Below are 21,506 nucleotides of genomic sequence, written 5' to 3'. Positions count from 1 at the left end.
AGTCAGCAAATATTTATGGGCACTGGAGTGTATGCAGTCCTCTGACTACGACGTAATTGTGATTGGCTCGGGTATTGGTGGGTTGGTCACGGCGACCCAACTCACTGCTAAAGGCGCGAAAGTATTAGTTCTAGAACGTTATCTGATTCCCGGCGGTAGTGCAGGTTATTTTGAACGACAAGGCTATCGCTTCGATGTGGGGGCCTCTATGATTTTTGGCTTTGGCCAGCAAGGTACAACTAACTTGTTAACACGGGCCCTCGATGCCGTCGGTATGGCCCTGGAGACGATCCCCGATCCGGTGCAAATCCATTACCACCTACCCCAGGGCCTGGATCTAAAAGTCCACCGAGACTATGAGAAGTTTTTGCAAGAATTAAGCCAGCATTTTCCGGAAGAAGCCGAGGGGATTCGTCGCTTCTACGATGAATGTTGGCAGGTCTTTAACTGCCTCAATGCTATGGAACTGCTCTCCCTGGAGGAACCCCGCTACCTCCTGCGGGTCTTTTTCCAGCATCCTCTGGCCTGTCTTGGCCTGGTGAAATATCTTCCCCAAAATGTGGGTGATATTGCCCGGCGCTATCTGCGCAATCCCCAACTGCTGAAGTTTATCGACATGGAATGCTATTGCTGGTCGGTGGTGCCTGCGGAACGGACGCCTATGATCAATGCGGGCATGGTGTTTTCTGATCGCCACTACGGGGGCATCAACTATCCCAAAGGCGGGGTCGGCAAAATTGCCCAGAAGCTGGTGGAGGGCCTAGAAAAAACCGGGGGAACGATTCGCTACAAGGCCCGGGTAACCAAAATTCTGACGGAGGACCAACGGGCCGTGGGGGTGCAATTAGCCAACGGAGAACAATACTTCGCTCCGCGCATTGTCTCCAATGCCACCCGCTGGGATACCTTTGAGCAATTATTGGCCCCGGAACAGGCCCCGAACCAGGAAAAACGCTGGCAACAACGCTATCAAAAATCCCCCAGTTTTCTGAGTTTACATTTAGGGGTTCAGGCGAATGTTTTGCCCCCCGGTACGGAATGTCACCATATTCTCTTGGAGGACTGGGACGACCTGGAGGCCGAGCAGGGAACCCTGTTTGTCTCTATTCCTACGCTCCTTGATCCGAGCCTGGCTCCCCCAGGACATCACATTATCCATGCCTTTACCCCCAGTTGGTTGCAGGCCTGGCAGGGCCTTTCTCCCCAAGCCTATCAGTCCCAAAAAGAGCAGGCAGCGGAGCGAGTCATCCAGCGCCTAGAGGCCCTCTTTCCGGATCTGAGTGTAGGGCTGGATTATCAGGAAGTGGGAACGCCCCGTACCCATCGTCGTTTTCTGGGTCGGCAAGATGGCACCTACGGCCCAATCCCACAACGAAAATTACCGGGTCTGCTGGGAATGCCCTTTAACCGGACGCAGATACCCGGCCTTTACTGTGTAGGGGATAGTACCTTTCCGGGCCAGGGCCTCAACGCTGTAGCCTTTTCCGGGTTTGCTTGTGGCCATCGCATTGCCGTTGATTTGGGCCTTTAACGAGAGAAACTGGCCAAAACTGGCGTCAGGGCCTGGAGAATAACCTGTTTTTGTTCGGAATCATAACCCCAGCGGGCTAAAAAATCTTGGTAGGCCCCCGTTGGCTGTTCAATGCTCTGGGCCAGTTGCTGAAGTTTTTCTTGCATGGGGGGTAGGGCCAGGGCCAGGAGCAAGGCCTGGGTGCGTCGTTGGACTTGGTCGGAGCCTTGGGCATTGGTTTCATCCTGGTTGCGGCGGTGGGTCAGGGCCATGGCCGTGGCCATCGCCAGGTTTTTCACTAGCAGTTCGCTCACAATCTCCGGGGATTGGGCCAAGGCCTGGAGGATAAAAGCTGGTGGCGGCTCGACCCAATCGGGCCCCGTCAGGTAGGTAACAAAAAAGCCCCTGGCCCCTGTTTCACTCTGAACTAACTGGGCTACTTGATCTTGAATTTGGTCAGCGGTCAGGGTCTGCTCCGCCATGGCCGTTACCAGGGTTTGGCTGGCCGCCAGAGCCGCTTCAAAGGACAGTTCAGTAGTCATGGTCATTCACCTTGAAGAGTAAGGAGTTGGCTAGGTTCAAGGGCCCCTCGTTCGGTGATGATGGCGGTGATCAGTTGGGCTGGGGTCACATCGAAGGCGGGATTATAGAAATCGGCCCCCTCAGGACAGAGGCGGGTGTCTCCGATCTGATAAATTTCGCTGGGATCCCTTTCTTCAATGGGAATCTGAGTGCCATCCTGGAGGCGAAAGTCCACCGTAGAGAGGGGAGCGGCCACGTAGAAAGGTACATTGTGCATCATGCAAAGCACCGCTAAGCTATAGGTGCCAATTTTATTGGCCGTATCACCATTGCGGGCAATGCGGTCGGCCCCGACTACTACCGCATCAATGCGTCGCTGTTGCAGACAGTGGGCCGCCATACTATCGGTGATCAACGTGACGGGAATTCCCTCCTGCACACATTCCCAGACCGTCAACTTAGCGCCCTGACAGCGGGGCCGGGTTTCATCCGCATAGACCCGAGCTAGACGGCCAGCGGCCCAAGCCGAGCGAATTACCCCCAGGGCCGTACCATAGCCGGCAGTGGCCAAGGCCCCGGCATTGCAGTGGGTTAAAATAGTTAATTTTTCGGGACGGGGTGGTAAAGCATTGAGGCCATGCTCACCAATGGCCTGGCAGGTTTGCAGATCAGCCTCCCGGATCTGGTGGGCCTGGGCCAAGAGCTTCTCTTTAACAATGGCCACGTCCTCACCACTGGTATAGGCAACATTCAGCATCTGCTCAATGGCCCAGGAAAGGTTAACCGCCGTAGGCCGAGTCTGCCGCAGGGTATCCGCAATAAATTCCAGATGGGCGAGGAAAACCCCCAGTTCTTCCGTCTGAATGGCCCTGGCCCCCAGGTACAGCCCATAGGCCCCGGCAATCCCTAAGGCCGGGGCGCCCCGCACCACCATGGTTTTAATGGCCTGAGCCATGGCCTCGTAGTCGGAGATAGCAACTTGGCAGTACGTTTGGGGTAAACGGTTTTGGTCGATGAGGAGAACCTGATCGGCTCCCCAAAGAACGGGATGAATAGCATTCATGGCGAGGGTCATGGCAATGGCACTCGGGATAGATCAAAGCACAGGCCTCAGTATAAACCGATTCCGGGTCTGTACTCCCTTTAGCGAAAGCCCCACTCATTAGGCCCCACACAAAGAAAAGAAATGTAAAGCTCAGGCCAGAAGCTGGAACATCTCTGTCCCTAGTCAGACTACAGTTTTAGCAATCCTAAAAATAATGCCCAGCGCCATGGCTTCCCTACACAGACATGGTGCCCCGCCCCCTAGCCACCGAGCGTATTACCCATGTTGACCCTTGGCTCTTGGAGACCCTCCTTCTCTCGCCTGTCCTCTGTGATAACCCTAGCCTCTATGCTCCTGATTCCTACCGTTGCGTCCGTGGCCCAGGCCTTCCCTGCGCTCAATCCCACGCTTGCCCTTGAGCCGTCCACCCCAATGTCGCGAGATGAATCGACCCAGGCGATTCTAACACCGGCCCTGTCTGCACCAGCCGTTGTCGGCAGTCCGAGCTTAGAGGCCGGAGAGCTCCCGGCAAACGAAGATCCCCTCAATAGTCCCTACCCCATCCCCTGGCATTGGATCACCACTACCCAGCAGGAATACGCAGATAAAGGGCAGTCAGGACTCCGCTACTATCGCAGTCCGGCCCTGGTTTCTCCCGATGGCAAGTACGCCGCCTACAGCCGCATTGAGCTGCGAGCCGAGCCGGAACTCTACCGCTCGAAGGTGGTGAGCGTCATGTTTCTAGAAGACCTGGCAACAGGGGCCTTGCAGGTGATTCGGGCCGATTCTCCCATTGCCCATTATCTCCAGCAGGTGGGGGAAGATAGCGAAGAAGTCGAGGGGGTAATTTCCATTCTGTTGCCGGCCTCCTGGTCAGCCCAGGGAGATCACCTTTTGGCTCGTCAAGTAGAAGGGGCCTTGAGTACGTCGGATATTTTGGACTATGGTGTGGTGTGGAGTCAGGAAACACGAACAGCCAAAACCCTGCAGGCTCTAACGCCAAGTCTTTCCCTAGCTTCTATTTCCTCCCAGGGGGGCCTCTTGGAGGATGGAGCAGAAATGAGTACGACACTTTTGGGTTGGAATCAGTCAGCCCCAGGACAGGTTCTCTTCCAAACCAATACCTTAGGAGAAGAGGATGCTGCTGTGGTGAGTGTGGCCCTCAATGGTCAAAGCTATCTATCCGCCAGCAATACTGTCGCCACCTATGGCCAAGTCATCAGTCGGAGTTGGAGCGGTGTACAATCTATTCGCTGAGTAGGGGCATTGACCTCTTAACAGTGAACAAGATTTCTACTGTCCCCATATCCTGTGTTGCTGAGGGGCCGAGTTCAAGGACGCTTGTTATTTCTGTGTCCATTGGTTAACGTCAACCTAGGATGCCCTTGAGAGACAATAGATATCTCAAGACTAAGTATTTTTATGACGTCAAGCTTGCCCCTCTCCCCTCTGTTAGATGCTTCCTCCCTTGCCGGTTCTAGAATGCCGGAACTCCTGGCCCCAGCGGGCAACTGGGACTGCGCCAGGGCCGCGGTGGAAAATGGAGCCGATGCCATCTACTTTGGTCTGGAAAAATTCAATGCGCGGATGCGGGCCGACAATTTTACCGTGGCCGATCTGCCAGAATTGATGGCCTTTTTGCACGGGCGAGGCGTCAAGGGCTATGTCACCCTCAATACCTTAATTTTTCCTTCGGAATTGGCCGCCGTGGAGGCCTATCTCCGTTCCCTGATTAGCGCTGGGGTGGATGCAGCTATTGTGCAGGATGTGGGCCTCTGCCGGCTGATCCGCCACCTCTCTCCCGATTTTCCCATCCATGGCTCTACCCAGATGACCATTACCAGCCGGGCTGGGGTCGCTTTTGCCCAGGGCCTAGGCTGTAACTTGGTGGTTTTAGCGCGGGAATGTTCCCTCAAGGATATTCGTAAGATCCAAGTTCCAGAGGGCCTCCCTCTAGAGGTATTCGTCCATGGGGCCCTCTGTGTCGCCTATTCTGGCCAATGTCTCACCAGTGAATCCCTGGGAGGTCGCTCGGCCAATCGGGGAGAATGTGCCCAGGCCTGTCGGATGCCCTACGACCTGATCGTGGATGGCCAGCCCTGGGATTTAGGAGGCCGGCAATACCTACTCAGTCCCCAGGATTTAGCGGGGTTAGCAGTTTTACCAGAACTGGTGGCTACTGGGGTTGTTTCCCTCAAAATTGAAGGCCGCCTTAAAACGCCGGAATACGTCGCCAGTGTCACCCAGGTCTATCGTCAGGCCCTAGACCGTCTCCAGGCCGGTCAGCAACACCAACTCAAGGCCAGCGACCAGTATCAATTGGAAATGGCCTTTTCTCGCGGCCTCACTACCGGCTGGCTAGAGGGCATCAATAATCAGGCCCTGGTTCATGCCAGATTTGGCAAAAAGCGGGGGGTTTATCTGGGCCAGGTCAGTCAAATCCGGGACAGCCGCGATAAGCAAGTCGTTTTACAACTCCAGGCCCCCCTCAAGGCTGGTGATGGGGTGGTCTTTGATAGCGGTCATCCCCAGGAAAAGGAAGAGGGCGGACGGGTCTACGCCATTGAACAACAAGGCCAGCAGACGATTGTCACCTTTGGTCGTCGGGATGTGGATCTGCGTCGGGTCAAAAAGGGGGATCACCTCTGGAAGACCAATGATCCAGAATTAGATAAACAACTGCGCCAGACCTACACCGGCGAAAATATCCGGCATCAGCAACCCCTGACCTTTGAGGTGTACGGGGCTGTTGGGGAACCACTCCGAGTGCTGGCCCGAGACCTCCAGGGTCATGTTGTGCAGGCCATCTCTGAAAGCCCGCTAGAACCGGCCCAAAACCAACCCCTGACGACGGAAAAACTGCAACAACAATTGGGCCGCTTGGGGAATACCCCCTTTCGGTTGGCCCAACTCCAGAATCATCTCGAAGGCATGGTGATGCTCCCTGTCCGGGAACTCAACCAACTCCGCCGCCACCTCGTCAGTCAGTTGGAACAGCAACGTCGTCGTCCCCACCCCTGGCAACTGCGTTCTGACGTCACCTACCGCGATCTTCTGCCCCCGCCATCTCCAGCCCCCGCTGTCCAACCCCAACTAATCGTTTTAGTGCGTCATCTAGAGCAACTGCGGGCTGTTCTAGAAATTGACATTGGGACAATTTATTGCGAACTAGAAGATCCCCGGGCCTATCGGGCCGCTGTGGCCCTGGCCAGAGAGAGTAATCCCCAGGCCACTCTCTGGGTGGCTCCACCCCGCATCAGCAAACCCAGCGAAAACTACATCCTGCAACAGGTTCGGGCCAGCAATGCCGATGGCTACCTACTCCGCAACGTCGATCAGCTTCAGTTTTTTGCGGGGGAGCGCTGTATAGCCGATTTTTCCTTCAATATTGCCAATCCCATCACGGCCAACTACTTCCAACAAAACCTTGCCCTAGAGCGCCTCACGGCTTCCTACGACCTTAATAGCCAGCAACTCCTGGCCCTGTTCCAACAATCGCCGCCGGCCTGGTGGGAAGTCACCATTCATCAACACATGCCCATGTTTCATATGGAGCACTGCGTCTTTTGTGCCTTTCTCTCGGAGGGAACGGACTTTACCAACTGCGGCCGCCCCTGCGAAAAACATGAGGTTAAACTGCGCGACCGGGCTGGGGCCGAACATATCCTCCAGGCCGATGCCGGTTGTCGTAATACCGTCTTTAACGCAACGGCCCAAACCGGGGCAGAATTTATGCAACGTCTGCAGGCCTTGGGGGCCAGTTACTTTCGTTTGGAATTTTTGCAAGAATCCCCTGAGACAGTAGTACAAACCATTGCTGATTACCAGGCCCTGTTAGCGGGTCAAATTTCGGGCACCCAACTGTGGCGTAAACTCAAACTCCATAGCCAATTGGGGGTGACGCGGGGCAGTCTTGACGCTTAACCGACAGGGGGTCAGGGGTCTTTTACCTGAGCTTAACCCTAGTAACCCTGGAGATGGTTATGATAAGGGCGAGGTCATTCCCTCTCCGGCTTATGTCTGATCTAAACGACCTCTCATGGGAGCAGGAATTTCAAGCGTTTCTGGATGGGCTCTCAGGGCCAACGGTACCGCCGATCCTTGATCTGGAGTCCACCATTGGTCAACTCAAACTCCACAATTGCCAACTTCCCTGCCAGGAGGAAAGCCGAGTTGCCCTCCGACGCTTGAATGCTAATCCCCAAATTCCCGGGGTTCTCCTGACTCAGGACGGTGACTTTCGGGGCATGATTTCCCGGCGTCGATTATTAGAGCAAATGAGCCGTCCCTACGGTCTTGATCTCTTTCTTCAACGCTCTTTATTTCAACTCTATCAATATGCCCAGATTCCCCACTTGATTCTGCCTCAGAATACGTTGATTACAGAGGCGGCAGAAAAGGCAATTATGCGCCCTGGAGAACTCCTAGATGAACCGATTATTGTTGAATTAGAAAAGCATCAATATCAACTGCTGGATATTCATCAATTGCTGATTGGCCAATCCAGTATTTTTCAGCTTACGACTAGATTATTTGAGCAGAGTAATCGGCAACTGCAAAAACTAGCGGTTATTGATCCCCTGACTCGCATCGGCAATCGTCGTATGTTCGAGCAGTATTTTAGTCGGGATTGGTACCACGCTATCCGTGAGCAGAAATGGATTTCGTTAATTATCTGTGATGTTGATTATTTTAAAAAATACAATGATACCTATGGTCATCCCCAGGGGGATCGATGCTTGCGCCAGGTAGCCCAAATTTTACGCAGTAACTGTAAACGAGCTACGGATATTGTTGCCCGCTACGGCGGGGAAGAATTTGTGATTGTTCTCCTTGATACGAAGCCCAGCAACGCCATCGAAATGGTGGAAAAAATCCAGCAGTCCCTGATGAGTTGCAATCTCCTCCATAGTGCTTCCGAGGTCAGTTCCCAAGTCACCCTCAGCTTTGGCGTGGCCAGTGCCCGTCCCAAGGCCGCTACCCAAGAACAGACCTTGATTGATCTCGCCGACCAGGCCCTTTACCAAGCTAAACAAGCCGGGCGCAATCGCTACGTTCTGCTCAAGGCCTAGGCCCTTAGCCAAAACGGCCACTGACGTAGTCGCGCGTTGCTGTCTGACTGGGATTCTGGAAAATCACTTCCGTTTCGTTGTACTCCACCAAGTAGCCGACCTTAGCCCCCTTTTCCGTTGCTTCAGCATTAAAAAAGGCCGTTAAATCCGATACCCGTGAGGCCTGTTGCATGTTGTGGGTCACGATCACAATCGTGTATTGCTCTTTAAGTTCGTGGATCAATTCTTCCACCTTCAGAGTCGAAATGGGATCCAGGGCCGAGCAGGGTTCATCCATCAGGATTACTTCCGGTTGGACGGCAATGGCCCGAGCGATACAAAGGCGTTGTTGTTGCCCCCCAGACAGGGCCAGGCCGCTCTGTTTTAATTTGTCTTTAACTTCATCCCAGAGGGCCGCCTTTTTCAAGGAGGTTTCCACTAATTCATCCATATCCCCTTGAAAATTATTGAGACGGGCTCCAAAGGCAATGTTTTCGTAGATGGACTTGGGGAAGGGGTTAGCTTTTTGGAAGACCATACCAATGGAACTGCGTAGGCCCACCGGATCAACGCTGGCGGCGTAGATATCCCGGCCACGGTAGGTGATATTACCCTCAATGCGAGCGCTGGCCACCAGGTCGTTCATGCGGTTAAAACAGCGGAGCATGGTACTTTTGCCACAGCCTGAAGGGCCAATGAAGGCAATCACTTTCCGTTCAGGAATATCAATGGAGCAGTTCTTGACCGCCAGATGGGAGCCATAGTAGACGTTGACATTTTTGGCCCGGAGCACGGCTTCAGTAATTGTTTCGGTAGGGGTAACCATCGTTTTTATCGGGTATTGGTTATCGAGGATCAGATCTTAAGCATCAAGTCAGCATGAGCCGTCGATGTCTCGGCCAAGTTCATGGGGGCATCGGCTCTAGCCAAAACGGCCACTGACGTAGTCCTTGGTTTCCTGTTGCTGAGGATTGCCAAAAATCGCTTCCGTTTGGTCAAATTCCACCAGATAGCCCACCTTATTACCCTTCCCCGTAGCCTCGGCATTGAAAAAGGCCGTTTTGTCCGCGACCCGCGTTGCCTGCTGCATATTGTGGGTGACGATAATAATGGTGTACTTTTCCTTCAGTTCATGCATCAACTCTTCCACCTTGAGGGTAGAAATGGGGTCTAGGGCCGAGCAGGGTTCATCCATTAATAACACTTCCGGTTGCATGGCAATGGCCCTGGCAATGCAGAGACGCTGTTGCTGACCACCAGAGAGGGAAAAACCACTGGCCTTGAGCTTATCCTTGACCTCATCCCAGAGGGCCGCCCGTCGCAGGGAAGACTCCGCCAATTCCTCTAGATCCCCTTGATATTTATTCACCCGCGCGCCGTAAACCACGTTGTCAAAAATGGTTTTAGGGAAGGGGTTGGGTTTTTGGAAGACCATGCCGATACTGCGCCGCACCGCCACGGGATCAATATCGGGGGCGTAGAGGTCTTGGCCATGGTATTCGATGCGCCCGTCCACCCGGAAACCATGGACTAAATCGTTGAGACGGTTAAAACACCGAAGAATCGTACTTTTGCCACAGCCAGAGGGGCCAATAAAGGCCGTAATTTTATGCTTGGGGATGGCCAGGGTGACGTCCCGCACAGCTCGATAGGCACCGTAGTAGATATCAATATTGTGAGTACGGAAGACTGACTGTTCATTCTCGACGGGCACGTCTTGGGGGTTCATAGACTTAACTCCACAGGAGGGTTAGAAGGATTTACGGCGGGTGGCCAGGCGGGCACCGACACTGGTGGCCAACACTAAAAACACCAAAATGAGGGAAGCAGCCCAGGCCAATTGTTGTTGGGGCGCAAAGGGCACAGTAGCAAAGTTATAGACGAGCACCGCCAGGGTAGCAATAGGTTCCTTAACCCCCTTGGGCCAGAAGTTGGAAAAGAGGGCCGTAAAAATCAAGGGGGCCGTTTCCCCCGCGGCTCGGGCAATGGCCAGGGTGACACCGGTTAAAATGGAAGGCAGGGCAGCAGGCAGAACAATAAACAAAACCGTTTGGAATTTGTAGGCCCCGACCCCCAGAGCGGCCCAGCGGATATCCTGGGGGACAATTTGCAGAGCCTCGTCGGTAGTCCGGATGATGGTCGGTAACATCAACACCGCCAAAGCGGCCCCCCCGGCAATGGCGGAAAAACCTAAAATCCCAGAGGCCACAAAGAGACCGTAGGCAAAAATCCCAGCAATAATTGAAGGAACACCGCTAAGAATATTGGTGGCGAAGCGTACTCCTCGGGCAATTTGATTATCGTCGCTAAATTCCGAAAGGTAGATGGCGGCTAAAACGCCGATGGGAACCGCAATGGCCACCGCAATGACTACCACGATCAGGGTGCCAATAATGGCATTGGCTACACCGCCGCCGCTCAAGCCCGGTGGAGGAGGCAGTTTAGTAAACAAATCTAAGTTAATGCGGCTAATCCCCTGCACGGTGACGTAGATTAGCACCGCAAACAATGGGATCAAGGTCAGCAGTAGGCAGGCCCCCGCGACCCCAGTCATGAGCAGTCCCAGCAGGGTACGGGGACTCGAAGGTTGTTTTTTAAGATTGGCGACGGTCATGGGGGCTTAGGAGTATTTGGCTTTAACTTTATTAACAATGAATTCGGCCAGGATATTAACCACCAGGGTCAGGAGCATGAGCACTAGACCGGCGTACATTAGAGCCGCCACCTGCATCCCCGAGGCTTCAGCAAATTGGTTGGCGAGCAACGAGGAAATGGTATTAGCGGGGTCGAGCAGGGAAGCACTCAGTTTGTTGGAGTTGCCGATCAACATAGTAACGGCCATGGTTTCCCCCATGGCTCGCCCCAGGGCCAGCATAATACCGCCGACAATCCCAGAGAAGGCCGCCGGCACCAACACCCGAAAAATGGTTTCCCAACGGGTGGCTCCCAGACCGAGGGAGGCCTGGCGCAATTCTGGCGGAAGGGCCGCTAGGGAGTCCCGAGCAATGGCGGTGATAATCGGCAAAATCATAATAGCCAAAACGACCCCGGCCGGTAGCATCCCTGGCCCGGCTGGCTTGGAACTAAAGAGGGGAATCCAGCCCAGGGTGCTATTCAGCCAAAAGCCCAGGGGCCGGATCAGGGGAATCAACACAAAAATGCCCCATAGGCCGTAAACCACACTGGGAATGGCCGCCAGGAGTTCCACCAGAAAAACGAGAATAATCCGAATATTAAGCGGAATAAAGTCTTCGCTCAGAAAGATGGCCGTACCCAATCCGAGGGGAACTGCAATCAAAAGGGCGAGTACAGAACTCACCAACGTTCCCACAATTACTGCTAAGGCCCCGTAATTGTTTTTAACGGGATCCCAGAGGTTATTAAATAAAAAACCGACATTGTATTCGACAATGGCCGGCCAGGCCCGGATGGTCACCACCAGGGCAATGAGCAATAAAATTAAGCCAATACTAAGGGCAAAGATAAAGGTCAGGCCCCGGAAGCCCGTTTCCAGATTTTTTTCGAGGACAGAGCGGGATTGGAGGGCCGTAGGGCGGGAATAGGAAGGCGCAACCATAGGAATAAAAATTAGCGGTTAATCATAGGGCCCACTGGGGGCCCAGCAAACTATTTGACTTTGATTTGGAAATCAGGACTGATCTGATCAGCAGCCGCGGCCACTTTTTCTACCACATTGGGGGGCAGAGGAATATAACCCAAGGCGGCACTCTGCTGTTGTCCCGTGGTCAGGCCATACTGAACCATGGCTTCAATCCCCTTTGCTTTCATGGGATCGTCGTACTTCTTATACATCAACATCCAGGTGTAGGTGACGATGGGGTAGGATTGCTCACCGTCGGGATTGATGATGAAGGCCCGCAGGTTTTCGGGAAGTTCCGCTGTCGCCAGGGTTGCGGCTGCCGAAGTATCATCCGGCGTCACGAATTTACCGGCTTTGTTTTGCACCGTCGCCATGGCTAGATTGTTGTTCTTGGCGTAACCGTACTCAACGTAACCGATAGAACCTTGGTTCTGTTGGATATTGGCTGTGACCCCTTCATTACCCTTGCCACCAATAAATTTTCCTTTAGCAGTGGGCCACTGGATACTCTTGCCATCACCGATGCTTTCTTTCCATTTCGGGCTGACAGCGCTGAGATATTTAGTAAAGACGCCGGTGGTGCCACTGCCATCGGAGCGGTGAACCACGGTGATCGGCTCATCTGGTAGTTTGAGATCGGGGTTATCCGCCACTAATTTGGGATCGTTCCATTTGGTGATTTCTCCCATAAAAATGGCTACTTGATTTTCCTGGGAGAGTTTTAGTCCCTCCACGCCAGGAAGATTATAGGCAAACACAATACTTCCTGCGGTCATAGGCAGCATGAGCACACCCTTGCTAACCTTGGCAATTTCTTCATCCTTCATGGCCGTATCACTGGCCCCAAAATCCACTGTTCCGGCGGTGAATTGCTCAACCCCGGCACCACTCCCCACCGATTGGTAGTTCACTTGTAAATTGGGGACTTCTTGGTTGAGACCGACAAACCAATTTTGGTATAATGGTGCGGGGAAAGTTGCCCCAGCCCCTGTTAAGGAGACGGCGGAGCTAATGGCTTCCTTGAGGTTGGCGTTAGGAGAAGTAGCGCCCTCTGTCCCCCCAGGTGTCGTACCATTGGTGTCCGTCTGTCCTCCCCCACCGCAGGCGGCAAGACCAAAGGTGATAGCCGTAACGGATAGGATAGGCATTAGCCGACTCGGTAGTCTTTTAAAACGATTGGCGATAGACATAAAGTTGATTAGGACGAAATGGGGTCAAGCTTGCTAAACAGTTGCTAATGATACATTCATAGATAGCAAGCACTGGTAAAGAAAGGGTTAAGGATATTCTTAAATATTGATTGTTGCGGGCTGTTATAGTTCGCAGGGCCTGGGGCAAACGACCTTTAATTGCGGGGTACTGCGACTTTCTCGGTTTGAGACGTTCTCTTTGCCTTGATTTCGTCTTTTATCATCAAGTTCAATAGATGTAACTTTTTAGATGCTTATTGGGTCGCTGATTTTTGTACTTCCATAGCGCTAACTTTCATCAATTTTTAAGAATTTATTGACGTTTTATTCCGCCGGTTATTGATTCCAAAATACAGATCTATTGAGCTTGTCTTAGGAAGTAATGGCATCCAGCCGTGAGACGAGTCAGGGCGCTTAAACCTTTGACTAGCTAGGAACTCGCTCTGGAAAGACGACCAAGAAAACCTTGTCAAGACGAGTAAGCTACTGTAGCTTAGAGTTTAACCCACTGGGACACTGCACGATATAAACCGAGTAATGGCAGATTTTTTACTTCAAAATAGTTGGTTTATTCCTTTTTATAGCTTAATTGGGGCTTTTTTAACCCTTCCCTGGTCTTTTCGCCTGATTAAACGCACGGGCCCCCGACCAGCGGCCTATTTCAATATCTTGATGACGTTCCTATCGGTACTCCATGGGGCCGTTGCCTTCTGGCGAGTGTGGCAGAGACCGACCCAACAGATCGTTTTCGATTGGCTTCAGGTCGCCGACCTCAACCTCGACCTGACCATTCAAATTTCACCCGTCAGTATTGGGGCCCTGGAATTGGTGACGGGCATCAGTTTTTTAGTTCAGCTTTTTGCCTTGGGCTACATGGAGAAGGACTGGTCTCTGGCTCGTTTCTACGGCCTACTGGGTTTCTTTGAAGCGGCCCTGGGGGGGATTGCCCTGAGTGACTCGCTGTTTCTCAGCTATGCCTTACTCGAAATGCTGACCCTTTCCACCTACCTATTAGTGGGATTTTGGTACGCTCAACCCTTGGTGGTGACGGCCGCTCGGGATGCCTTTTTAACTAAACGAGTGGGGGACATTATCCTTCTGATGGGTCTGGTGGCGCTCTCTTGCTATGGCGAGGGGTTAACCTTTTCCCAACTGGAAAGCTGGGCCAATACGTCCCCGATTCTGCCCTTGACCGCGACGTTACTCGGCCTTTCTCTGATCGCAGGACCAACGGGAAAATGCGCGCAGTTTCCCCTCAATTTATGGCTAGACGAAGCCATGGAGGGCCCTAACCCTGCCGGCATTATGCGAAACTCCGTGGTGGTTTCTGCTGGAGCCTACGTTTTGATCAAGCTTCAGCCGGTGTTTACCCTATCCCCCATTGCTTCTAATACGTTGATTGTGCTGGGAACAACAACGGCAATTCTGACCTCCCTGATTTCCCTGGCCCAGATTGATATTAAGCGCACCCTATCCCACTCCACTAGTGCCTATCTGGGTCTGGTTTTTATTGCCGTAGGCCTGGGTCACGTGGATATTGCTTTTTTGATCCTGTTTAGCCATGCCATTGCCAAGGCCCTGCTCTTTATGAGTGCAGGGGCAATTATTTTGACCACCAGCAACCAAAACATTACGGAAATGGGCGGTCTTTGGTCCCGGATGCCTGCCACAACCCTGAGCTTTATCTTGGGTTCCCTGGGGATGGTCGCGGTCTTTCCCCTCGGTATGTTCTGGACGTGGCAGCGCTGGTTTAATGGGACATTGCAAGTGGATTGGCCCTTGGTTATTCTGCTGGCTTTTGTCAATTTTTTGGCCTGTCTCAACTTCATGCGGGTCTTTCGCCTGATCTTTTTAGGGCAACCCCAAAGCAAAACCCGGCGCACCCCGGAGGTTCCCTGGTCGATGGCGGTGCCAATGGTGAGCTTAATGGTGGTGACGCTATTGGCTCCCTTGGCAGCTTTGCGTTGGCCCTTTTGGCTTTCCCCCAACCGTCCTCTAGAGGTGGCTCCAACCGGTCTGCTTTCCTGGACGATGGCCCTATTGGTTTTGTCAGGCATTTTGGGCCTGGTGCTAGGCTATAGCGTTCCCCTCCGCCGAGCCTGGGCTCGTTCGACCCAACTGCCCCTCCGCTTTTGCCAAGATTTGCTGGCCTACGACTTTTACCTCGACAAAATTTATGCCGCCACCGTTGTAGCCGCCGTGGCGATGATTGCCCGCTGGAGTAACTGGTTTGACCGTTACGTGATTGACGGGGCGGTGAATTTAGTCAGTTTAGTCACTATTTTTAGTGGTAATGCCTTGAAATACAATGTCTCCGGTCAGTCCCAGTTTTACCTACTTACTATTCTGATCGGGGTTAGCCTATTGCTCTGGTTTTCCTTTAGTGGCCAATGGGCCATGATTAGTGAATTTTGGTCGGCCTGGTTGCAAAGTCTGGCCCTGGGCTAGGGGCGTATTGACGATGGGAAATGCTCAAGCATTACTCAGCGGTCAGCCATTTTTAAAAACGTTATTTTCCCGCAACGATAACAACAACTCAAGGAGATTTTTAAACTCGCTATGCTCAGCGCTTTAATCTGGATTCCTATCTTAGGTGCCATTCTGTTAGTACTTTTCCCGGTTGGGGAGGAGGGCCAGCGTCCGCGCCAAATAGCCCTGGCAATTATGGCCTTGGTTTTTATTTTTACCACCGTCCTCGGTACGCAATTTGAAATCCAGAACCCGCAGATGCAGTTTGTGGAATCCTGGTCTTGGTTACCGGGGATTGGGTTACAGTACCATCTGGGAGTCGATGGCCTGTCCTATCCCCTGTTGTGGCTCAATAGTCTCCTGACCCTGATCGCCATTTATAGCAGTAGTGAAGCTCTGCCGCGGCCTCGTTTTTACTATGCTCTTGTACTTTTCCTGAGTGGTGGGGTGATGGGGGCCTTTTTGGCGCAAGATCTACTCCTCTTTTTCCTTTTCTACGAGCTAGAAATTATTCCCCTCTATTTCCTAATCGCCATTTGGGGGGGAGAACGCCGGGGCTATGCCGCTATGAAATTTCTGCTCTACACGGCCCTGTCGGGCTTTCTAGTGCTGATCTCTTTCCTCGGCTGGGTTTGGCTCACCGATGCCCCCAATTTTGACTACAATCCCGTTCTGTCTCAGGCCCTGTCCTTCAACACGCAACTGTTGTTGCTGATTCCCCTACTGATTGGCCTGGCCATTAAGATTCCCATTTTTCCCTTCCACACCTGGTTGCCTGATGCCCACGTGGAGGCTTCAACCCCGGTATCGGTTCTGCTAGCGGGGGTATTGCTGAAGCTGGGAACCTACGGCCTTCTGCGCTTTGGGGTGGGACTGTACCTGGATGCCTGGGTAAGCATTGCCCCCTGGTTAGCGACTCTGGCCGCCATCAGTGCCCTCTATGGAGCCTCCTGTGCCATTGCCCAAAAGGATATGAAGAAAGTGGTGGCCTATTCCTCCATTGCCCACATGGGTTATGTTCTCCTGGCCGCCGCCGCCACGACTCGGTTAAGCATTACCGCCGCTTCGGCCCAGATGATTAGCCACGGCATCATTTCCGCCATGCTCTTTCTGCTGGTGGGGGTGGTCTATAAAAAAACCGGCAGTCGCGATGTGGACTATCTTAAGGGCCTGTTGGCCCCGGAGCGAGGCCTACCGGTGACGGGTAGTTTAATGATCCTAGGGGTGATGGCCAGTGCTGGTATTCCGGGCATGGTGGGCTTTATTGCGGAATTTTTGGTCTTCCGGGGTAGTTTTCCCTTGTTTCCGGTACAAACCTTGTTGTGCCTGATCGGTAGCGGTCTAACGGCGGTTTATTTTCTGCTGATGGTTAATCGCGTCTTTTTTGGCCGCCTGACCCCGGAATTGGCCCGTCTGCCTCAAGTCCTTTGGCAGGAGCGCCTACCGGCCATGGCTCTGGCCCTGTTGATTATTATTCTGGGACTGCAACCGACCTGGTTAACTCAATGGAGTGAACCCCAGGCCACCGTCCTCCTCACGGGCCAACCGGAGGTGATTGCCCTCCGCCGTCCCTAGGGCCCATGCTAGAGTCAAATTGTGTTGAGTATCTTGGTTTTTTGCCCCTATGCCTTCCCTCACCCTTGCTCCTTCCCATCATCCCCTAGCCGCCTACATTGAGCGTTTGGAATCGGGCCAGGCCCTGCTCCAGGATTCGCCCCAAAATGTAGTTGAAGTCGTCGGTATCTTAAAAAGCTACGGCGTGGTGTTGGATGCCTATTCCCACAATTTAATCTACATCGCAGAGCATCAATTCCTCGTTCTTTTTCCCTTTTTTAAATACTTCAATGGCCAGGTGAGTTGGCGGCAACTCCTCAAGCATTGGTGGCATGACCGGATTAATTTTGAGTACGCCGAATACTGCATGAAAGCGATGATGTGGCACGGCGGTGGCCCGTTGGATATCTACCTCGATAGTCCAGAATTTAAGGCTTCCGTGGCCAAGATGCTGACGGCCAAGCTCAAGCACAATCCCCTGATCCAAGGACTGAATCGTCTTTTTCCCGAATTTCTGCCGGAACAGATGCGGATGATGGCCTACTACTCGGCCCTGGGCCAATTTTGGCGCGTAATGGCGGATATTTTCCTGAGTCTGTCCGACCGCTATGACGAAGGAGAGATTCAGTCCATTCCTGACATCGTCCAGCATATCCTCGATGGGTTGGTGAAGGATGCGGCTAAACCCATCAGCTATTATGTCCAGGTCGAGGGCCAGACCTACCCAATTCTTCCTTCTGAAGCCGGCCTGACCTTTCTAATGGATACCGCTGTGCCCTACGTCGAAGCCGTGTTTTTCCGAGGAACTCCCTTTATGGGAACCGTCTCCTACAATGCCCAGGCCTATCAAATTCCCTACGACCAGGGCCAATTTACCTACGGGGCCCTCTACGCGGATCCCCTACCCATTGGTGGGGCTGGCATTCCTCCAACCCTTTTGATGCAGGATATGCGCCATTATCTGCCGGATTATCTGCATCGTATCTATCAGCAGAGCCTACGCCAGGAAGAAGATCTGCTGGTACAGATCTGTGAAAGCTTCCAAAAATCGATGTTTTGTGTTACCACCGCTGCTATCAAAGGCCTGGCCCCCTATCCCCTGGATAGTCAGGGATTGGCCGAACGTCAAGCCAATCGAGCCTATCTCGAAAAATGGATGGATCGTTTCTTGACCTCTCGCCTGGCCATGGTGAATCGAGCCTAGGGGAGTCAGGTTGCTAGCTTAACAGTAGATTGCGCTTCCTTGGCATAATAGGTAGGCCCTTTGATTATTGCTGGTTGCCCATGGCTGTCCTTCATCTCTCTGCCCCTGATCCTCACCAGACCCTCCAAGTTACACCTCCAGCGGCGGGCCTGGCCCTTCAAGGTCGTCTTCGGATTCCGGGGGACAAGTCCATTTCTCACCGGGCTCTAATGTTGGGGGCCATTGCGGAAGGGGAAACGGTGATCGAAGGCCTGCTGTTAGGGGAAGACCCCCGTAGTACGGCTCAGTGTTTTCAGCAACTAGGAGCCAAAATTTCAGATCTTAATTCCGAGCGGGTGGTGGTTCAAGGTATTGGCCTGGGGAATTTGCAAGAACCCCTAGATGTCTTGAATGCCGGTAATTCAGGTACCACTATTCGGCTGATGCTGGGCCTGTTGGCCGCCCAGCCGGGCAAATTTTTTACCGTCACCGGTGACGACTCTCTACGTTCTCGGCCCATGTCCCGCGTGATTAAACCATTACAAAGCATGGGGGCCCAGATCTGGGGCCGTCATCAAAATTCCCTGGCCCCCCTGGCGGTTCAAGGCCAGGCCCTGCAACCCAGCCATTACACTTCCCCCATTGCCTCGGCCCAGGTAAAATCCTGTCTGCTCCTGGCCGGCCTCAGTATTGACGGCGATACGACAGTGACAGAACCGGCCCTGTCGCGGGATCACAGTGAACGTATGCTCCAGGCCTTTGGGGCCAAATTGACGATTGATCCGGAACACCACCGTGTCACTATCCATGGCCCGGCCCCGTTGACCGGCCAAACCGTTGTTGTTCCCGGAGATATTAGCTCCGCAGCCTTTTGGTTAGTAGCCGCCAGTATTGTACCGGGCTCCGAACTGGTGATTGAGAATGTGGGCATTAATCCGACTCGCACCGGAGTCTTAGAAGTTCTCCAGCAGATGGGAGCCAACATTAGCCTAGAAAATGAACGTCTAGTCACTGGGGAACCCGTGGCTGACCTGCGGGTCAAAGCTAGTACTCTCCAGGGTTGTACCATTGGGGGAGCGGTCATCCCCCGCCTCATTGATGAAATTCCTATTTTGGCCGTTGCTGCCGCCTTTGCCCAGGGCACGACCCGGATTCAGGATGCGGCGGAATTACGGGTTAAGGAAAGTGACCGTCTGGCGGTGATGGCCAGTGAGTTGGGTAAGCTGGGGGCCAAGATTACGGAGTTTCCTGATGGCCTGGAAATTGTGGGCGGCCAGGCCTTAGTCGGGGCCGATGTCGATAGCTTTACGGATCATCGCATTGCCATGAGTTTAGCCATCGCGGCCCTGGGGGCTAAAGGAACCACCCGGATTCATCGCGCCGAGGCCGCAGCGATCTCCTATCCTGAGTTTGTAGAAACCCTAAGCCATCTTTGTCAGGCCTAACAATATGTATGGCAATTCTCCCCCCTCTCCCCGGCGATTTCCTCGGGTTCCCCTCGAACGACGAGCCTACGCCTACTTGTTAGATTTTGTTGTGGTCTGGCTCCTGAGTTCCTTTGTAACGGGCTGGCTCCAGGATGTCATTTTTTTAGCCCTGTGGTGGGGTTTGCGGGTAGTGGTAGTGGTCAGCAATCAAGGCCAGAGCCTAGGTGGCTGGGCCTTTGACTTAAAGGTGATTAATCTGCGCCTACGTCGCCTACCGGGGGTGCTCGACCTAAGCAAGCGGGAGGGCCTGCTGGCAGGATTTTCCTTATTGGCAATGATTGGTCTCAAGATTAATTTTATGAACGCCATCTCCATGTTGTTATTTCTCGTTCCCCTAACCATTGATGCGGGCCTGGCCCTGGGGGATGAAGAAATGAATCAAGCCCTCCATGACCGGGTGGCGGGGACCGTCGTCATCCGTGCCAAACGGGGGTTTTCCCTAGATCTACGCCTCAAGCGATGGAGCTATCTCCTGCGGGCTAAATTAGCAGAGCGCCGTCGTCGCTAATGGCCCTACGCGGCGGTTTCAACATGCCGGGCTCGACAGATTGTTAAGGCGAAGAATTGTCTTCTTAATCCTTGTGAATATAGTTAAATCAGCATGGCCCAAAATCATGCCAGAAAACCGGGTTAAGATAATGGGCCAATATCCTCGTTTGTATCGGCTCTGTAGGCGAAACGATTGATGAAAATCCTGGTGTTAGCGTGGGAGTTTCCGCCCCGTTTGGTGGGGGGCATTGCTCGTCATGTAGCGGAACTCTATCCCGAACTGGTCAAGCTCGGCCATGAGATTCACCTACTGACGGTGGAATTTGACCCAGCACCGGCCGACGAAATCGTAGAAGGGATTCATGTTTATCGCGTTGCCGTGGCCCCAGGCAATGACTTTTTTCACTGGGTCGCTAACATGAACCAGAGTATGGAACAACAGGGCCAGCAGCTAATCGAGCAACTCGGTCTCTTAGATTTGATCCATGCCCACGATTGGTTAGTGGGAGAGGCCGCCATTCGCCTAAAACATCGCTTCAAAATTCCCCTGGTCGCCACCATCCATGCCACGGAGCACGGTCGTTACAATGGCCTGTTTAACGATACCCAACGCTATATCGCTAACCAAGAAGGACATCTCATCTACAATGCCTGGCGGGTGATTGTCTGTAGTCACTATATGCGCCATGAACTAGAGCGGGTGTTTAGCACTCCCTGGGACAAAATGAATGTGATCTACAATGGCATCCGCTCAGAAAAAAAACACCAAGACCCCCATTTTGACTACCTCAGCTTTCGTCGTCGTTTTGCCCTCGACCAAGAAAAAATTGTCTACTATGTTGGCCGCATGACCTATGAAAAAGGGATTTCTGTCCTGCTGACGGCGGCCCCCATGGTATTACAGCGTTTGGAAAGCAGAGCCAAATTTGTCATTATTGGTGGCGGCAATACCGAGCGACTCCAGCAACTGGCTTGGAATTTAGGCATTTGGGAGCAGTGTCTATTTACTGGATTCATGGCTGATGAAGAGCTAGATCATTTTCAAACTATTGCCGATTGTGCTGTCTTTCCTAGCCTTTATGAACCCTTTGGCATTGTGGCCCTGGAAAGTTTTGCGGCCCGTGTGCCAGTGGTAGTATCCAATACTGGTGGACTAGCAGAAGTAGTTCAGCACGGTAAAACCGGAATTGTGACCTACACCAACAATCCAGACTCCCTGGCCTGGGGTATTCTGGAAATCCTCACCCGTCCCGACTACGCCCAGACCCTAGTGGCCAACGCCTATGCTGATCTAGAGTTGCGCTTTAGTTGGCAAAAGCTGGCCCAGCAGACGGAAGCGGTGTATCAGCGGGTTGTTCATGAGCGGGCCCAGATCCACTGGTAAGGCCTAGAGTCGTTGAGGTTT

17 protein-coding genes are annotated in these 21,506 nt (G+C 53.1%); 10 read left to right on the top strand and 7 right to left on the bottom strand.

Translation table 11 applies throughout. From position 1 onward, the window contains the following. The first annotated feature begins 31 nt into the window (after nt 1-31). Nucleotides 32-1,531, top strand: coding sequence for a carotenoid isomerase (crtH, locus tag ABXS88_RS02700; RefSeq protein ID WP_353673652.1), 1,500 nt, complete (start codon nt 32-34; stop codon nt 1,529-1,531). Here the strand turns inward: crtH and ABXS88_RS02695 are convergent. Both ABXS88_RS02695 and mtnA read right to left on the bottom strand, forming a co-directional pair. Next, a complete protein-coding gene (locus tag ABXS88_RS02695) occupies nt 1,528-2,052 on the bottom strand; it encodes a hypothetical protein (RefSeq protein ID WP_353673651.1) in 525 nt (174 codons plus the stop codon). The two genes, crtH and ABXS88_RS02695, sit on opposite strands and share 4 nt — an antisense overlap. Before the next feature lie 2 nt (nt 2,053-2,054). Further along, on the bottom strand, nt 2,055-3,107 hold the full coding sequence (gene mtnA, locus ABXS88_RS02690) for an S-methyl-5-thioribose-1-phosphate isomerase (protein WP_353673650.1): 1,053 nt from the start codon (nt 3,105-3,107) through the stop codon (nt 2,055-2,057). A 318-nt stretch (nt 3,108-3,425) separates the two neighbouring features. Between mtnA and ABXS88_RS02685 the strand changes: the two genes are divergently transcribed. The 3 genes from ABXS88_RS02685 (at nt 3,426) to ABXS88_RS02675 (ending at nt 8,149) form a co-directional block, all read left to right on the top strand. Beyond that, nucleotides 3,426-4,334 (top strand): hypothetical protein, encoded by a 909-nt coding sequence (locus ABXS88_RS02685; RefSeq protein WP_353673649.1) that lies wholly within the window; start codon nt 3,426-3,428, stop codon nt 4,332-4,334. Nucleotides 4,335-4,499: 165 nt separating this feature from the next. Then, nucleotides 4,500-7,001: a U32 family peptidase gene (locus ABXS88_RS02680; protein ID WP_353673648.1), complete on the top strand. Its 2,502-nt coding sequence runs from the start codon at nt 4,500-4,502 to the stop codon at nt 6,999-7,001. Nucleotides 7,002-7,093: 92 nt separating this feature from the next. Next, on the top strand, nt 7,094-8,149 hold the full coding sequence (locus tag ABXS88_RS02675) for a GGDEF domain-containing protein (RefSeq protein ID WP_353673647.1): 1,056 nt from the start codon (nt 7,094-7,096) through the stop codon (nt 8,147-8,149). Nucleotides 8,150-8,153: 4 nt separating this feature from the next. Here ABXS88_RS02675 and pstB (ABXS88_RS02670) read toward each other — a convergent pair whose 3' ends face one another. The 5 genes from pstB (ABXS88_RS02670) to pstS form a co-directional block, all read right to left on the bottom strand. Continuing rightward, a complete protein-coding gene (pstB, locus tag ABXS88_RS02670) occupies nt 8,154-8,954 on the bottom strand; it encodes a phosphate ABC transporter ATP-binding protein PstB (protein ID WP_353673646.1) in 801 nt (266 codons plus the stop codon). A 96-nt stretch (nt 8,955-9,050) separates the two neighbouring features. Next, entirely contained in the window at nt 9,051-9,857 is an 807-nt protein-coding gene (pstB, locus tag ABXS88_RS02665; protein WP_353673645.1) for a phosphate ABC transporter ATP-binding protein PstB, read from the bottom strand. Between the two features lie 21 nt (nt 9,858-9,878). Continuing rightward, nucleotides 9,879-10,742 (bottom strand): phosphate ABC transporter permease PstA, encoded by an 864-nt coding sequence (pstA, locus tag ABXS88_RS02660; protein ID WP_353673644.1) that lies wholly within the window; start codon nt 10,740-10,742, stop codon nt 9,879-9,881. A 6-nt stretch (nt 10,743-10,748) separates the two neighbouring features. Next, nucleotides 10,749-11,705, bottom strand: a complete 957-nt coding sequence (gene pstC / locus ABXS88_RS02655) for a phosphate ABC transporter permease subunit PstC (protein ID WP_353673643.1) — start codon at nt 11,703-11,705, stop codon at nt 10,749-10,751. A 50-nt stretch (nt 11,706-11,755) separates the two neighbouring features. Further along, the gene (pstS, locus tag ABXS88_RS02650; RefSeq protein WP_353673642.1) at nt 11,756-12,877 is read right to left on the bottom strand and encodes a phosphate ABC transporter substrate-binding protein PstS; all 1,122 of its coding nucleotides are present in this window, start codon (nt 12,875-12,877) and stop codon (nt 11,756-11,758) included. Nucleotides 12,878-13,456: 579 nt separating this feature from the next. Between pstS and ABXS88_RS02645 the strand changes: the two genes are divergently transcribed. The 6 genes from ABXS88_RS02645 to ABXS88_RS02620 all read left to right on the top strand — a co-directional run bounded on the left by ABXS88_RS02645 (nt 13,457) and on the right by ABXS88_RS02620 (nt 21,485). Then, nucleotides 13,457-15,367, top strand: coding sequence for an NAD(P)H-quinone oxidoreductase subunit F (locus ABXS88_RS02645; RefSeq protein WP_353673641.1), 1,911 nt, complete (start codon nt 13,457-13,459; stop codon nt 15,365-15,367). Nucleotides 15,368-15,478: 111 nt separating this feature from the next. Continuing rightward, entirely contained in the window at nt 15,479-16,963 is a 1,485-nt protein-coding gene (locus ABXS88_RS02640; protein ID WP_353673640.1) for an NADH-quinone oxidoreductase subunit M, read from the top strand. Between the two features lie 49 nt (nt 16,964-17,012). Further along, nucleotides 17,013-18,146 carry a CO2 hydration protein gene (locus ABXS88_RS02635; RefSeq protein ID WP_353673639.1) on the top strand — a complete coding sequence of 378 codons (1,134 nt, stop codon included), beginning with the start codon at nt 17,013-17,015 and terminating at the stop codon, nt 18,144-18,146. Between the two features lie 80 nt (nt 18,147-18,226). Then, nucleotides 18,227-19,570: a 3-phosphoshikimate 1-carboxyvinyltransferase gene (gene aroA, locus ABXS88_RS02630; RefSeq protein WP_353673638.1), complete on the top strand. Its 1,344-nt coding sequence runs from the start codon at nt 18,227-18,229 to the stop codon at nt 19,568-19,570. A 4-nt stretch (nt 19,571-19,574) separates the two neighbouring features. Further along, nucleotides 19,575-20,120: an RDD family protein gene (locus ABXS88_RS02625; protein WP_353673637.1), complete on the top strand. Its 546-nt coding sequence runs from the start codon at nt 19,575-19,577 to the stop codon at nt 20,118-20,120. Between the two features lie 177 nt (nt 20,121-20,297). Next, on the top strand, nt 20,298-21,485 hold the full coding sequence (locus ABXS88_RS02620) for a glycosyltransferase family 4 protein (RefSeq protein WP_353673636.1): 1,188 nt from the start codon (nt 20,298-20,300) through the stop codon (nt 21,483-21,485). Nucleotides 21,486-21,506: the final 21 nt, after the last annotated feature.

This window comes from Synechocystis sp. LKSZ1, assembly GCF_040436315.1.
In the GTDB taxonomy this organism is placed as follows: Bacteria; Cyanobacteriota; Cyanobacteriia; order Cyanobacteriales; family Microcystaceae; genus Synechocystis.
Note: the sequence above shows the minus strand (reverse complement) of the source record. Positions and strands in the feature narration are given on the sequence as shown.

Coding starts and splice junctions, on each gene's coding strand:
- pstS (WP_353673642.1), bottom strand. CDS start 12,877: ATGCCTATCCTATCCGTTACGGCTATCACCTTTGGTCTTGCCGCCTGC.
- ABXS88_RS02675 (WP_353673647.1), top strand. CDS start 7,094: ATGTCTGATCTAAACGACCTCTCATGGGAGCAGGAATTTCAAGCGTTT.
- aroA (WP_353673638.1), top strand. CDS start 18,227: ATGGCTGTCCTTCATCTCTCTGCCCCTGATCCTCACCAGACCCTCCAA.
- ABXS88_RS02625 (WP_353673637.1), top strand. CDS start 19,575: ATGTATGGCAATTCTCCCCCCTCTCCCCGGCGATTTCCTCGGGTTCCC.
- ABXS88_RS02695 (WP_353673651.1), bottom strand. CDS start 2,052: ATGACTACTGAACTGTCCTTTGAAGCGGCTCTGGCGGCCAGCCAAACC.
- pstC (WP_353673643.1), bottom strand. CDS start 11,705: ATGGTTGCGCCTTCCTATTCCCGCCCTACGGCCCTCCAATCCCGCTCT.
- pstB (WP_353673645.1), bottom strand. CDS start 9,857: ATGAACCCCCAAGACGTGCCCGTCGAGAATGAACAGTCAGTCTTCCGT.
- ABXS88_RS02685 (WP_353673649.1), top strand. CDS start 3,426: ATGCTCCTGATTCCTACCGTTGCGTCCGTGGCCCAGGCCTTCCCTGCG.
- ABXS88_RS02645 (WP_353673641.1), top strand. CDS start 13,457: ATGGCAGATTTTTTACTTCAAAATAGTTGGTTTATTCCTTTTTATAGC.
- crtH (WP_353673652.1), top strand. CDS start 32: ATGCAGTCCTCTGACTACGACGTAATTGTGATTGGCTCGGGTATTGGT.
- ABXS88_RS02640 (WP_353673640.1), top strand. CDS start 15,479: ATGCTCAGCGCTTTAATCTGGATTCCTATCTTAGGTGCCATTCTGTTA.
- ABXS88_RS02680 (WP_353673648.1), top strand. CDS start 4,500: ATGACGTCAAGCTTGCCCCTCTCCCCTCTGTTAGATGCTTCCTCCCTT.
- ABXS88_RS02620 (WP_353673636.1), top strand. CDS start 20,298: ATGAAAATCCTGGTGTTAGCGTGGGAGTTTCCGCCCCGTTTGGTGGGG.
- ABXS88_RS02635 (WP_353673639.1), top strand. CDS start 17,013: ATGCCTTCCCTCACCCTTGCTCCTTCCCATCATCCCCTAGCCGCCTAC.
- mtnA (WP_353673650.1), bottom strand. CDS start 3,107: ATGACCCTCGCCATGAATGCTATTCATCCCGTTCTTTGGGGAGCCGAT.
- pstB (WP_353673646.1), bottom strand. CDS start 8,954: ATGGTTACCCCTACCGAAACAATTACTGAAGCCGTGCTCCGGGCCAAA.
- pstA (WP_353673644.1), bottom strand. CDS start 10,742: ATGACCGTCGCCAATCTTAAAAAACAACCTTCGAGTCCCCGTACCCTG.